Origin of the sequence: Streptomyces sp. NPDC005435 (assembly GCF_040703155.1) — a bacterium.
GTDB lineage: Bacteria > Actinomycetota > Actinomycetes > Streptomycetales > Streptomycetaceae > Streptomyces.
The window spans coordinates 312,267-326,387 of record NZ_JBEXEQ010000003.1 but is presented as its reverse complement, the minus strand read 5'-3'; the positions used below and the strand labels follow the sequence as shown (position 1 = coordinate 326,387).

General features: G+C 73.1%; 7 protein-coding genes. 6 read left to right on the top strand and 1 reads right to left on the bottom strand.

What is annotated here, in order from left to right:
- The first annotated feature begins 265 nt into the window (after positions 1-265).
- The 6 genes from AB0898_RS06350 to AB0898_RS06325 all read left to right on the top strand — a co-directional run bounded on the left by AB0898_RS06350 (position 266) and on the right by AB0898_RS06325 (position 9,432).
- Positions 266-1,132 carry an IclR family transcriptional regulator gene (locus AB0898_RS06350; RefSeq protein WP_407078290.1) on the top strand — a complete coding sequence of 289 codons (867 nt, stop codon included), beginning with the start codon at positions 266-268 and terminating at the stop codon, positions 1,130-1,132.
- 216 nt (positions 1,133-1,348) lie between these two features.
- Positions 1,349-3,823 (top strand): FAD-dependent oxidoreductase, encoded by a 2,475-nt coding sequence (locus AB0898_RS06345; protein ID WP_366801653.1) that lies wholly within the window; start codon positions 1,349-1,351, stop codon positions 3,821-3,823.
- 85 nt (positions 3,824-3,908) lie between these two features.
- Positions 3,909-5,078 (top strand): N-methyl-L-tryptophan oxidase, encoded by a 1,170-nt coding sequence (solA, locus tag AB0898_RS06340; protein ID WP_366801652.1) that lies wholly within the window; start codon positions 3,909-3,911, stop codon positions 5,076-5,078.
- Positions 5,075-6,226 carry an aromatic ring-hydroxylating dioxygenase subunit alpha gene (locus AB0898_RS06335; RefSeq protein WP_366801651.1) on the top strand — a complete coding sequence of 384 codons (1,152 nt, stop codon included), beginning with the start codon at positions 5,075-5,077 and terminating at the stop codon, positions 6,224-6,226. The genes solA and AB0898_RS06335 overlap by 4 nt, the downstream gene beginning before the upstream one ends.
- Before the next feature lie 62 nt (positions 6,227-6,288).
- Complete coding sequence (locus AB0898_RS06330) at positions 6,289-7,854, top strand: amino acid permease (protein WP_366801650.1); 1,566 nt, start codon at positions 6,289-6,291, stop codon at positions 7,852-7,854.
- 27 nt (positions 7,855-7,881) lie between these two features.
- Positions 7,882-9,432 (top strand): GMC family oxidoreductase N-terminal domain-containing protein, encoded by a 1,551-nt coding sequence (locus AB0898_RS06325; protein ID WP_366801649.1) that lies wholly within the window; start codon positions 7,882-7,884, stop codon positions 9,430-9,432.
- A gap of 64 nt (positions 9,433-9,496) precedes the next feature.
- Here the strand turns inward: AB0898_RS06325 and AB0898_RS06320 are convergent, their stop codons facing one another.
- Positions 9,497-14,119: a hypothetical protein gene (locus AB0898_RS06320; RefSeq protein WP_366801648.1), complete on the bottom strand. Its 4,623-nt coding sequence runs from the start codon at positions 14,117-14,119 to the stop codon at positions 9,497-9,499.
- Positions 14,120-14,121 lie beyond the last annotated feature (2 nt).

The window sequence follows — 14,121 nt, the reverse complement described above, 5'->3', positions numbered from 1 at the left end:
AGACGATCGGCGGAAGCCGGGTGACAGAAGCCGGGCCTCGGAGGCCGGGCTGTGGAGGCGGTGGAGCGGTGACGTGAAGAACTGACGTGCCGTCGACACCGGGCGGCCCGGACCCTTCCGGGACACGGACGCTTCGGTAACATGAAGTTTCGTATGGCGCACGTTCCTGCGCTGTGCGCAACAGAATCCGCGCGGGAGGACCGTCGCGTCAAGGGCTTCCCGCAGATGCGGCCCGAACCGGGCCGGTGATGGGGAGAGTTGAGCCATGAGCCGCACGCAGAAGCGGTCCGGTCGTGACGGGGCGGCCACGGCGGAGGCGAGCGCAGCGGAGCGGGGCACGGACGCGGCCGCACCGGAGCGGGGCGGGGGCCGGGGCGGCGCCGGCGCGGTGCAGTCGGTGGACCGCGCGGTGAGCGTGCTGGAGATCCTCGCCCGGCACGGCGAGGCCGGGGTCACCGAGATCGCCGAGGAACTGGACGTGCACAAGTCCACCGCGTTCCGGCTGCTCGGCGTCCTGGAGAACCGGGGCCTGGTGGCGCAGGCCAAGGACCGGGGCAAGTACTACCTGGGCGCCGGGGTGCTGCGGCTCGCCGGCGCGGCGGCCGTGCGCCTCGACATCTCGCAGGAGGGCGTCCCGGTCTGCCGCGAGGTCGCGGACGAGCTGGGCGAGACGGTGAACATCGCGGTCCTGGACGACGACGCGGCCGTCAACATCATGCAGGCCAGGGGCACCGCCTCGGTCACCGCGCAGAACTGGCTCGGCAGACGCACCCCGCTGCACGCCACCTCCAGCGGCAAGGTACTGCTCGCCCACACGCCGCCGACGCTGCGCGAGGGCCTGCTCGCCCGCCCGCTGCACCGCTACACCGAGCGCACGGTCACCGGCGCGACGATGCTGCGGGCGGAGCTGGAGGCGGTCGTGGAGCAGGGCTACGGCATGACGGTCGAGGAACTGGAGCTGGGCCTCGCCGCCGTGGCCGCGCCGGTCCGCTCCCACGACGGCAAGGTGATCGCGGCCATCAGCGTGTCGGGGCCGGTGTACCGGCTGAACGCGGACCGGCTGCCGGAGGTCGCGAAGCGGACGGTGGCGGCGGGCGCCGAGCTGTCGCGCCGGATGGGGTACGGATTCTGACGTACGGATTCTGACGCAGCGTCGGTCGCAGCGACGAACAGCCGCGCGGGGCAAGGTTTTCCGGCCCCGCGCGGTGGTGTGTCCGGCGGGTTTCGGCCGCCGGATTCCTTTTGCCAAGGGTTAACGCGCGCCCCTTGACGGCCCCGTCACGGCGTTCTCACTATGTTCCCCATCGCGCAACCCATCGTGCACCGCGCAACAGGAGAGGAGCCTGTCGTGCCACACGAGGTGACGCCCCGGGTGATCGTCGTCGGAGCCGGGATCGTCGGCTGTTCCCTCGCGGACGAGCTGACCGCGCGGGGCTGGACGGACGTCACGGTGCTGGAACAGGGGCCGTTGCCCGCGCCGGGCGGTGCGACCTCCCACGCGCCCGGGCTCGTCTTCCGTACGAATCCGTCGCGGACCCTGACCCGCCTCGCCGCGTACACCGTCGAGAAGTTCTCCTCGCTCGACGTGGCCGGTGTGCCCTGCTTCGAGCCGGTCGGCGGTCTGGAGCTGGCCACCACCCCCGAGCGCCTGGCCGACCTGCACCGCCGGGCCGGTTTCGCCGCCGCGTGGGGCGTGCCCGGCGAGGTGGTGAGCGCGGCCCGCTGCAAGGAACTGTGGCCGCTGCTCGACGAGTCGGTCGTGCTCGGCGGCTTCCACACCCCCGGCGACGGGCTGGCCCGCGCGGTGCTCGCGTGCCGCGCGCAGCTGGACCGGGCGGTCGCGCGGGGCGCCCGTTTCCTGGACCGGCACACCGTGACCGGCGTCGAGCGGGCGGACGGCCGGGTCACCGGGGTCCACACCGACCGGGGCTTCTTCCCGGCCGACCACGTCGTGTCGGCGGCCGGGTTCTGGGGGCCGGTCGTCGGCCGGATGGCCGGGGTGGACGTGCCGCTGCAGCCGCTGGCGCACCAGTACGCCCGGACCCGTCCGCTGCCCGAGCTGAGCGGCGCGACCGCCGAGGCGACGCGGCCGATCCTGCGCTTCCAGGACGCCGACCTGTACTTCCGCGAGCACGGCGACCGCATCGGCATCGGCTCGTACGCGCACCGGCCGCTGCCCGTGGACCCCTTCGCGGTGCCTGCGTACGACGCGGCGCGGGCGGCGGGCCGGGAGATGCCGTCCTCGTACCCGTTCACCGAGGAGGACTGGGCGCCGAGCTGGGCGGAGTGCCGGCGGCTGCTGCCCGCGCTGGAGGGGACGGAGATCGAGAGCGGGTTCAACGGGGTGTTCTCCTTCACCCCGGACGGGATGCCGCTGCTCGGGGAGTCCCGCGAGCTGCGCGGATTCTGGCTGGCCGAGGCGGTGTGGGTGACGCACTCGGCCGGGGTGGCGAGGGCGGTCGCCGAGTGGATGGTGGACGGGCGTCCGTCGATCGACGTGCACGACTGCGACATCACGCGGTTCGAGGAGGCGCAGCGCTCACCGGCGTACGTCCGTGAACGCGGTGCGCAGCAGTTCGTCGAGGTGTACGACGTCATCCACCCGCTCCAGCCGATGGAGCGGCCACGGCCGCTGCGTGTGAGCCCCTTCCACCCACGCCAGCGGGAGCTGGGCGCGTACTTCCTGGAGGGCGGCGGCTGGGAGCGCCCGCACTGGTACGAGGCGAACGCGCCGCTGGTGGCGGATCTCGGGGACGGCGGGAGTCTCGGCGAACTCGCAGATCTCCCGGCGCGCGACCCCTGGTCCGCCCGGCACTGGTCCCCCATCGCCGCCGCCGAGGCCCGCGCCACCCGGGAGCGCGTCGCCCTGTACGACATGACCCCGCTGCGCCGCCTGGAGGTCACCGGTCCCGGCGCGCTCGCCTTTCTCGACCGCCTGACCAGCAACAACCTCCGCAAGAAGCCCGGCGCTGTCACCTACACCCTGCTCCTGGACGAGTCCGGCGGCATCTGCTCCGATCTCACCGTCGCCCGCTTGGGCCCCGAGCGCTTCCAGGTGGGCGCCAACTCCCCCGCCGACCTCGACCACCTGCTCCGCCACGCCCCCGACGACGTCCAGGTCAGGGACATCACCTCCGGCACCTGCTGCGTCGGCGTCTGGGGCCCGCTCGCCCGCGACCTGGTCCAGCCGCTGACCGGTGACGACTTCTCCCACGAGGGCTTCGGCTACTTCCGCGCCAAGGAGACGTACATCGGACATGTACCGGTCACCGCGCTGCGGCTGAGCTATGTCGGGGAACTCGGGTGGGAGCTGTACACGACCGCCGACCTGGGGCTCCGGCTCTGGGACACGCTGTGGGAGGCGGGCCGGGACCTCGGTGTGATCGCCGCGGGCCGCTCCGCCTTCAACTCGCTGCGGCTGGAGAAGGGCTACCGCGCCTGGGGCACCGACATGACCACCGAAGACACCCCGTACGAGGCGGGCCTCGGCTTCGCGGTCCGCATGGACAAGGAGCACTTCACCGGGCAGGAGGCCCTGCGCACCCGGCCGGCGCCCACGCGCGTGCTCACCCCGCTGCTCCTCGACGAGCCGGCCGCCGTGGTCCTCGGCAAGGAGCCGGTCCACCTGGACGGCGTCCCGGCCGGGTACGTGACCAGCGCGGGCTACGGCTACACGCTGGGCCGGTGTGTCGCCTACGCCTGGCTGCCGGCCGGGCTCGCCCCGGGCACCGGCGTGTACATCGAGTACTTCGGCGAGAAGCTTCCGGCGACGGTCGCCGAGGAGCCGCTGTTCGACCCCGGGATGAGCCGCATCCGCCGCTGACCGGTCCCGCCACTGGCGGACCCACTCCGTCGACCGGCCCCACCCCGTCCGCCGCCGACCCGTCCCCCTCCAGGAGGTCCGCACCGTGTCCCCCGCTCACGACGTGATCGTCATCGGCCTCGGCGGCATGGGCAGCGCCGCCGCTCATCATCTGTCCGCGCGCGGCGCCCGGGTGCTCGGCCTGGAGAAGTTCGGCCCGGCGCACAACCGGGGCTCCAGCCACGGCGGTTCGCGGATCACCCGGCAGTCGTACTTCGAGGACCCGGCGTACGTGCCGCTGCTGCTGCGCGCCTACGAGCTGTACGAGGACGTGGAGCGGGCCACCGGCCGGGACATCGCGACCCTGTGCGGCGGTGTGATGGTCGGACCGCCCGACTCGCGCACGGTCTCCGGTTCGCTGCGCTCGGCCACCGAGTGGGACCTGCCCCATGAACTGCTGGACGCCAAGGAGATCCGCCGCCGCTTCCCCACCCTGAACCCGCACGACGACGAGGTGGCGCTGTACGAGGCGAAGGCCGGCCTGGTCCGCCCCGAGACCATGGTCTCCGCCCACCTGGAGCTGGCCGCCGGACAGGGCGCCGACCTGCGCTTCGAGGAGCCGGTGCTGAGCTGGGAGCCGTACGGGGACGGGGTACGCGTCCACACCGCGCGCGAGTCGTACACGGCCGGGCAGCTCGTGATCTGCCCCGGCGCGTGGGCGCCGCAACTCCTTGCCGATATCGGCGTGCCGGTCACCGTGGAGCGGCAGGTCATGTACTGGTTCCAGCCGAAGGACGGGACCGGGCCGTTCGTGCCCGAGCGCCATCCCGTCTACATCTGGGAGGACGCCCAGGGCGTGCAGGTGTACGGCTTCCCGGCCATCGACGGGCCCCGGCTCGGCGCCAAGGTGGCCTTCTTCCGGAAGGGCCAGGTCACCACCCCGGAGACCATCGACCGGACCGTGCACCAGCACGAGGTGGAGGCCATGGCGGACCACATGTCCCGCTGCATCCCCGATCTGCCGGGCACCTTCCTCAAGGCCGCGACCTGCATGTACTCCAACACGCCCGACGAGCACTTCGTGATCGCCCGCCATCCCGCGCATCCCGGTTCGGTGACCGTGGCCTGCGGGTTCTCCGGGCACGGCTTCAAGTTCGTGCCGGTCGTCGGCGAGATCCTGGCCGACCTCGCGCTGACCGGTGAGACCGCGCACCCGATCGGCCTGTTCGACCCCGCCCGCTTCGCTGCCACCCCGGACCCGGGAGACCGCCCGTGACGACGACCCCGCTCTCCCCGGCCAGCCCCCTCCCCCCGAGCCTGGTCGCCACCCTCCCCGGCGAGTACTACACCGACCCGGAGATCTTCCGGCGCGAACAGGCCGCCCTCTTCGAGTCGATGTGGATGTGCGTGGTGCGCGCCGCCGACCTGGACCGGCCCGGCGCCTACCGCACGGTCCAGGTGGGCCGCGAGAGCGTGGTCGTCACCCGGAGCCGCACCGGCGAGCTGCGGGCCTTCCTGAACGTGTGCCGCCACCGGGGCGCCCGGCTGTGCGTGGAGGAGTCCGGGCAGGTGCGCCGGAACCTCCAATGCCCGTACCACGCCTGGACGTACGACCTCGAAGGGCGGCTGATCGCCGCGCCGAACCTGGTGAAGATGCCGGACGTGGACCGGGAGCGGTACGGCCTGGTCAAGGTGGCCCTGCGCGAATGGCTCGGCTACGCCTGGGTGTGCCTGGCCGACGAGCCGCCCTCCTTCGAGGACACCGTGGTCCACGCGGCCGTCGAACGGCTCGGCGACCCGGCCGCCATCGAGCACTACGGCACGGAACGGCTGGCCCTCGGCCGGCGTGTCACCTACGACGTGAAGGCCAACTGGAAACTCATCGTCGAGAACTTCATGGAGTGCTACCACTGCGCCACGATCCACCCCGAACTCACCGAGGTGCTCCCGGAGTTCGCGGAGGGGTACGCGGCCCAGTACTACGTGGGCCACGGCGCGGAGTTCGGCACCGGGGTCGAGGGTTTCACGGTGGACGGCAGCGCGGGCTTCGGCAAGCTGCCCGAGGTGAGCGCGGAGCAGGACCGCCGCTACTACGCGATCACGGTCAAGCCCACGGTGTTCGTGAACCTCGTCCCCGACCACGTCATCCTGCACCGCATGTTCCCGCTGGCCGAGGACCGCACGGTGGTGGAGTGCGACTGGCTGTACGCGCCGGAGGTGGTGGCGTCCGGGGCGGACATCTCGAAGTCGGTGGAGCTGTTCCACCGGGTCAACGAGCAGGACTTCGCGGCGTGCGAGCGCACCCAGCCGGCGATGTCCTCGCGCGCCTACCGGGCGGGCGGGGTCCTGGTGCCGAGCGAGCACCACATCGGCGGCTTCCACTCCTGGCTGCTGGCGGCACTGGACACCAACTCCGTTGATTGAAAGGCGAATTCACGGGTATCCCCTCCGCCACTTCCTTCTCCAGGACACCAGGAGTCCACTCGATGACCACCACCGAGCCGTCACCCGGCCCACACCATCACGACGACACCGAGCTGGCCGAGTTCGGCTACCGGCCCGAACTCAAGCGCACGCTGGGCAACTTCCACACCTTCGCCGCCGGGATCAGCTACATCTCCATCCTGACCGGCACCTTCCAGCTGTTCTACTTCGGCTACGGCAGCGGCGGTCCGGCGTACTGGTGGTCGTGGCCGATGGTGTTCCTGGGCCAGTTCGCGGTCGCCCTGTGCTTCGCGGAGCTGGCCGCACGGCATCCGGTGGCGGGCTCCGTCTACAACTGGTCGAAGAAGATAGGCAATCGGCACCTCGGCTGGCTCGCCGGCTGGATGATGCTCATCGCCTCCATCGTCTCCATCGCGGCGGTCGCCCTCGCCTACCAGCTGACGCTGCCTCAGATCTCGTCCGCCTTCCAGTTCGTGGGCGACGGCACGGGCACGTACGACGTGGCGACCAACGCGGTGGTCCTGGCTGCCGTGTTGATCCTGTTCACCACGCTGGTCAACGCCTTCGGGGTGCGGCTGATGGCCACCATCAACGCGGCGGGCGTCTTCATCGAGCTGATCGCGAGCGTGGTGCTGGTCATCGCGTTCGCCGTGCACATCACGCGCGGCCCGGGGGTCGTCCTGCAGACGAACGGCACCGGATCGGGCCACAGCGCCGGATACCTGGGCGCCTTCCTGGTGGCCTCGCTGGCGTCGGCGTACGTCATGTACGGCTTCGACACGGCGGCCTCGCTCGGCGAGGAGTCGCTCGACCCCTCGCGCAACGCCCCGCGCGCCATCGTCCGCGCGGTGGTCGCCTCCTTCGTCCTCGGCGGACTGGTGCTGCTGCTCGCGCTGATGAGCGTGTCCAGCCTGAAGGGCGACAAGCTGTCCACGGACGGCCTCCAGTACGTGGTGCTCGACGTGCTCGGGCCGACGGCCGGCAAGGCGATGCTGTGGTGCGTGCTGATCGCGGTGACGGTGTGCGCGCTCGCGGTGCACACGGCGGCGATCCGGCTGGCCTTCGCGATGGCCCGTGACAACAACCTGCCCGGCTCCGCGCTGCTGGCCCGGGTGAGCCCGCGCTTCCGGACCCCCGTGCTGCCCGCCGTGATCATCGGGGTGCTGGCGCTGGCCATCCTCGTGGTCAACATCCGTCAGCCGCAGATCTTCACCGTGGTCACCAGCATCGGCATCGTCATGATCTACCTCGCCTATCTGGGCGTCACCGCGCCGATGCTGGTCGCGCGGCTGCGCGGGAAGTGGCGTCCGGCGGGCGACGGCAAGTTCTCGCTGGGCCGCTGGGGGCTGTTCGTCAACGTCGTCGCCGTGCTGTGGGGCGCGGGCATGACGCTCAACCTGCTCTGGCCGCGCGCCGCCGTCTACAACGCGACCGCGCCGTACCACTGGTATCTGCGCTGGGGCGCGGTGCTGTTCGTGGCCGTGATCGCCGGGGGCGGGTTCGCCTACTACTGGTTCGCGCAGCGCCACCGCACCGGGGTGCTCGCCGGGCACCGGCTGGAGGAGACCGTGCCGGACCCGGCCGTGGGCACGCCGGCCGCCGACTGAATTCCGTCTCTGGGGAGGGCTGTTGCGATGAGCGGCGACACGTTCGACTACGTGGTGGTCGGCGGCGGCACGGCGGGCAACGTCGTCGCCGCCCGGCTGTCGGAGGACCCGGCCGTCACGGTGTGCGTGCTGGAGGCGGGCCCGAGCGACGTGGGCGTGGACGACGTGCTCCGGCTGGAGCGCTGGATGGGCCTGCTGGAGTCCGGCTACGACTGGGACTATCCCGTCGAGCCGCAGGAGAACGGCAACGGCTTCCTGCGGCACGCCCGGGCGAAGGTGCTCGGCGGCTGCTCCTCGCACAACTCCTGCATCGCCTTCTGGGCCCCGGCCGAGGACCTGGACGACTGGGCGGCCCGGGGCTGTACCGGCTGGGGCGCGGCCGACCTGTTCCCGCTGTACCGGCGCGTGGAGGACAACGACGCGCCCGGCGAGCACCATGGCCGCGGGGGCCCGGTGCGGCTGCGTACGGTCAAGGGCGCGGACCCGTGCGGCACGGCTCTGCTGAAGGCGTGCGCGCAGGCGGGGATACCGACGGTGCCGTTCAACTCCGGCCGTACGGTGGTGCGCGGGGCCAACTGGTTCCAGATCAACGCCGACGAGGACAACGTCCGCCAGTCCTCGTCCGTCGCCTACCTCCACCCGGTGCTCGGCAAGCGGCCGAACCTTGAGGTGCGCACGGGGGTACGGGCGAAACGGCTGCTCCTGGAGGGGCGGCGGTGCGTGGGCGCGGAGTATCTGGACCCGGACCTCGTCCACACCCGCACGGTACGCGCCCGCCGCGAGGTGATCGTCTCCTGCGGCTCCATCGACTCCCCCAAGCTGCTGATGCTCTCCGGCATCGGCCCGGCCGCCCATCTCCGGGAGGTCGGCGTCGACGTGGCCGTGGACGCCCCCGGCGTCGGCGCGAACCTCCAGGACCACCCCGAGGGCGTCATCATGTGGGAGGCCCGCCGCCCCATGCCCACCACCTCCACCCAGTGGTGGGAGGCGGGCATCTTCTACGACACCGAACCCGTCCTGGACCGCCCGGACTTGATGTTCCACTACGGCTCGGTCCCCTTCGACATGAACACCGTCCGCTGGGGCTACCCCACCTCGGAGAACGCGTTCTGCCTGACCCCGAACGTGACGCGGGCGAGGTCACGCGGAACGGTCCGGCTCCGCACCCCCGACTTCCGCGACAAACCGCTGGTCGACCCGCGCTACTTCACCGACGAACACGACGTGCGGGTCATGACGTACGGCCTGCGCCTGGCCCGCCGGATCGCGCAACAGCCCGCGCTGGCGAGGTGGACGGGGGCGGAACTGGCCCCGGGACCCGACGTCCGGACGGACGACGAACTGCTGGAGTACATCCGCCGTACCCACAACACGGTGTACCACCCGTCCTGCACAGTCCGCATGGGCGCGGCCGACGACCCGCTGGCTCCCCTCGACCCACGTCTGCGGGTCAAGGGGATCGCGGGCCTGCGGGTGGCGGACGGTTCGGTGATGCCGGACCTGATCTCGGTGAACCCGTGCATCACGACGATGGTGATAGGCGAGAAGTGCGCGGACCTTATAAGAGAGGACGCGTGAACTTACCTAGGGGCGCGGGGAACTGCGCGACCAGCCCAGGACGGCCCGCAGCTCCCCACGAACCCTAGGAACTCACACCGGTCGGCCGCTTGAACATCCGCGTAGCCGTGATCTCGCTGTGCGCCTCCCCCGCCTGAGGCGGCTGCGGCAGCCCGGGCCGAAGGTGCTCCTCCACGCTGATGTACTTGAGCCCGGCCCGGAGGTCGGCGTCGTTGCGCAGCCGGATGACCAGGGGGAATTCCGCCAGCGCCGTGGTGTCGAAGAGACCCGTGGTGTAGAGGAGCTGCACGCCCAGCGCGTCGGAGACGGCCCGCTGAAGCTCCAGCAGATACGTCGCGTTGGCGCGCCCGATCGGGTTGTCCAGGAACAGCGTCCCCGCGTGCCGGTGCTTGTCGCGGCCTCGGTCGTTGGAGCGGAGGGCCGCCATCGTGCAGTAGAGGGCGATGGCGGCGGTGAGGAGCTGGCCGCCGGAGAAGACGTCGCCCATCTGGCCGACGGGGACGCGCTCGGCGCGCAGTACGGCGTCGGGCTTGAGGATCTCGACGGCGATGCCCTTGGGCTGGAGGGCGGCTGCGACGCCGCGCAGGAGGAGGGACATGCCGTCGCGGCGCAGGTCGGAGTTCTTCTTGACGGCGGCGCGGGTGGCGTCGTCGATGACCTCGCCGAGGCGTTCGGTGAGGGTCGCCTGGTCGGGCTCCTCGAAGCGGATGCGCAGGAACTCCTGGCCCGACCACTCGCCGAGGCCCTCGGGGAGGCGGGAGAGCCGCTGGGCGGAGCGGAGGGTGGCGAGCGAGGTCTCCACGAGGCCGCGCAGGCGGTCCACGATGGAGTCGCGGTTGCGCTCCAGCTGGGCGAGTTCGTCGGTGAGGACGCGCAGCCGGGGCGCGAAGGCGTCGGCCCACTTCTGGGCGTGCTCGGGCAGGGCGGCGGCGGGCAGTTCGCGGATCTGCTGCCGGGCCGGGGTGCGGACCTGCTCGTAGCGGGTGGAGTTGGCGTGCCGGACCAGGATGTCGCTCGCCTCGCGGACGGCGGCGTCGGCGGCGGAGAGGTCGGCGGCGCAGCCGCGCAGGGAGCGGCGGGTCTCGGCGGCTGCCTGGCGGGCCTCGTCCAGGGTGCCGGGGTAGGGCTCGGGGTTCTCCGGCTCGTCCTCGGGGGTGGTCTGCTCGCGCAGCAGGTCGCGGAGCATGGCGGCGATCTCGTCGAACCCGGCGGCGCCGTCCTCGGCGGCGCGGTGGGCGTCGAGGAGTTCGGCGTGGGCGTCGCGCGCCTCGGTCAACGCCTCGACGCGGGCGGCGAGTTCGGTGGTCGCGGTGCGCAGCAGGGCCTGGGCGTGCTCGGCGTCGCGCGGGAGGAGTTCCTCGGGCAGTTCGGTGTGGGCGTCGCCGTCCTCGGGGGCGTGCCGTTCGGCCTCGCCGCGCAGCCGGCCGAGCTGTTCGCTCGCGGTCGACATGCGGGTCTCCAGGAGCTGGACCAGTTCCTCGGCGCGGGCGGCGGCGGCCTGCCGGGACGGTCCGTCGGAGCCGTCCGGGGAGGTCAGGAGCAGTTCGGCGCGGGTGCGGACCTTGTTGCTGAGCCGGTCGAGGTCGGTGCGGGCGGCGCTCTCGTCGCTCTCGGCGCGGGCCTGTTCGGCGCGCAGGTCGGCGCCGACGCCGACCTTCTCGTACACCTGGGAGGCCGCCCGGTACGCCTCGCGCAGCGCGGGCAGCGACGCCTCGGGGGCGCCGTCGGTGTCCTCGGGTACGTCGTCGGGGGCGCCGGCGATCTCGGCGCGCTCGGCGCGCAGGGCGCGGGCGGTGCGGCGGGCGTCGTCGGCGGCGCGCTGGGCGGCGCGGCGGTCCTCGTCGGCGGCGCGGGCGCGCTCCAGACAGGACTGGGTGCGGGCCTCGGACTCGGCGGCGTCGTCGGCCAGTTCGCGCAGCTTGAGCTGCCATCCGGCGCGCTCGCGGAGGCGGTGGGCGAGTCCGGCGAGGGCGTCGGCGGCGCGGCGGGCGCGCTGTGCGGACTCCTGCCGCTCGTCGCGCAACTGTACGGCCTCGGCGGCGCTCTCGTCGGCCTCGGCGCGCAGGGCGCGGGCCTCGGCGAGTTCGGCCTCGGTCTCCTCGGCGAAGGCGCGGGCCTCGCCGGCGGTCTCGGCGAGTTCGGCGAGGCGTCCGGCAGGGCAGCCAGTGCGCCAGGAGGAGAGGCGGGCGGCGAGTTCGCGGTCCTTGCCGAGGCGGGCGGCGAGGGTGCGGATCTCCTCGTCGCGGGCGGCGGCGCGGGCGCGCAGAGCCTGGCGTTCCTCGTCGGCGGCGAACTCGTCGTGCATGGCCGGGTTCGGCGGGACGAGGAACACGTCGGTGGGCGTCGCGTCGACGGCCGGGGCGGGCGCGAGCAGTGCGGCGGCGGTGCCGACGGCGACGGCGGAGCGCGGCAGCAGCGCGGCGTCGCCGAGTGCCTCGCGGGCGCGGGCGTGGGTGTCGGGGTCGGTGATGATGACGCCGTCGACCAGTTCGGGGCGGGTGGCGAGCACGCGCGCGTGGTCGGCGGGGTCGACGGACTGGGCGAGGTAGCGCCAGCCGGGCAGCGCCGGGATGCCGTGCTCGCCGAGGAACTCCACGGTGGCCAGCACGTCGGGTCCGGGCGGCAGCAGGCCGCCGTCGCCGAGGGCGGCGAGGATGCGGGTGTCGTCGGCGGCGGCGGTGCGCAGCTCGAACAGGCTGCGCTCGGCGGCGGAGACGGCGCCGTCGAGGAGGGACTTCAACTCGTCGGCGTAGCGGTCGAGTTCGTCGACGGTGAGCGGGCTGTCGCTGTCGTCGTGGGGGTCCTCGGCGCTGTCGCGCTGCGCGGGTACGGCGGCGCGGACGGCGGGCAGGCTGAGCAGCTCCGCGAGGCGGTCCTCGGCGGCCAGGGCCTCGGCCAGGCGGCGTTCGGCCTGGTGGGTGCGTTCGGCGGCGGTCGCGGCGTCGGCGGCGCGGGCGGCGGTCAGCTCGGCGCGGGATTCGGCGGCGGCGGCCTCGCGGGCGCGCTCGACGGCCGTGCGGGCGGCCTCGCGGGCCTCGTCCCAGGCGGCGACGGTGGTCTTCTCGGCGTCGCTCGCGGCGAGCGCGGCGCGGGCCGGGTCGGCGTCGGGCGCGCTGTCGTCCAGCCAGCCGGCGCGGACCGCCTCGGCCGTCTCCTGTTCGACCTCTTCGAGGCGCTGGCGCAGATGTCCGGCCTCGCTGCGGGCGCGCTGTGCCTCGGTGGCGGCGGTGGTGGAGTCGCGGTAGGCGCCGTCACCGACCTCCTGGAGGGCTGCGGAGCGCTCCTCCTCCTCGTTGGCGAGGGATTCGGCACGGTCGGCGGCGGCGTGCAGGGCGCGTACGAGGTCGACGGCGGCCTTGGCGCGGGCGGCGAGCGCGGGGGCCGCGTCGCGTTCGGCCTCCTGGATCGCGGCGGACACGCGCGCGACGCGGTCGGCGGCGGCGCGGTGGCGCAGTACGGCCTCGGCGGCCTGCCAGGCGGAGTACAGGGTGCGGGCGTCGGCCAGTTCGCGCTTCTGCGCGGCGGCGGACTTCTCGGCGGCGGCGAGCGCCAATGAGGCGTGCCGGTAGGCGAGTTCGGCCGCGACGAGGGAGCTGCGCTCGCGGGCGCCCTCGGAGTGGGTGACGGTGTAGGCGGCGGCCGTGACCCGCTGGGCGAGGTCGGCGGCGCGGACCCGCTCGCGCACGGCGCGCGCGGAGAGCCTGCGGGCCAGGGTGCGGGTGCGGCGCTCGGCGCCGGTGTGGATCTCCCGGGCGCGGGCGCGGGCGTCGGCGGACTCCACGATGCGGCCGAGCAGGTCGACGGAGCCCGCCGTGAAGTCGCGTTCCGCGATGAGTTCGGCGCGCCGGCCCAGCTTGTTGCCGAAGCCGCTGACCAGGTCGGCGAGGCCGTCGGTGTCGCGGGTGTCGGTGACGGCGCGCAGCAGCAGGTCGGTGAAGTCGGAGTCCTTCTTGACCGCGAAGAGACCGGCGGCCTCGCCCTCGTCGGCGTTCATCTCCCGCTGGTAGCGGAAGAGTTCGGGGTCGAGGCCCAGCTCGCCGAGGTGCTCGGTCCAGCGCTCGTGGGTCTCCTCCCAGTGCACCTCCAGGTGCGGGTAGTTCTTGCCGGACTCGGTGAGGGCGTCGCGGAAGCCCTTCATGGTGCGGCGGCGGCCCTGCGCGCCGGAGGTGCCCTCGACGGGCGGGCGTACGGAGGTGGCCTCGGCGACCGGCAGGTTGTCCAGGCTGAGCCCGGGGCCGGGACGGAACGAGTACCAGGCTTCCGCGAACTTGCGCGGGTCGTTGGACACCTGGCGGCCGCGCCACTCGCTGGCCTTGCCGACGACCACGCACTCGCCGGTCAGCACGTGCTGCCACTCCAGGGCGACATGGCCGCAGTCGTCGGCGAGCAGGAACTTGCGGAGCACGCCGGAGCTGGCGCCGCCGAGGGTGTTGCGGTGGCCCGGCAGCATCACCGAGAAGATCAGCTTCAGCAGGACGGACTTGCCGCCGCCGTTCTCCAGGAAGAGCACGCCCGCGGGCGCGGGTCGGCGCGGCGGTCCGGACGGCTCCTCCTCGAAGAACTCCGCCTGGGTGGGCGCCGGGTCGGGCACGGGGGCGCCCACGCCGCGCATGTCGAGCACGGTGTCGGCGTAGCGCGCGCCGGCGGGCCCGATGGAGTAGAGGCGGACGCGGGACAGCTCGTACATGG

Bases quoted from the DNA above. Each gene is read 5' to 3' on its own strand.
- AB0898_RS06350 (WP_407078290.1), top strand. From the start codon at position 266: ATGAGCCGCACGCAGAAGCGGTCCGGTCGTGACGGGGCGGCCACGGCG.
- AB0898_RS06330 (WP_366801650.1), top strand. From the start codon at position 6,289: ATGACCACCACCGAGCCGTCACCCGGCCCACACCATCACGACGACACC.
- AB0898_RS06325 (WP_366801649.1), top strand. From the start codon at position 7,882: ATGAGCGGCGACACGTTCGACTACGTGGTGGTCGGCGGCGGCACGGCG.
- AB0898_RS06320 (WP_366801648.1), bottom strand. From the start codon at position 14,119: ATGTACGAGCTGTCCCGCGTCCGCCTCTACTCCATCGGGCCCGCCGGC.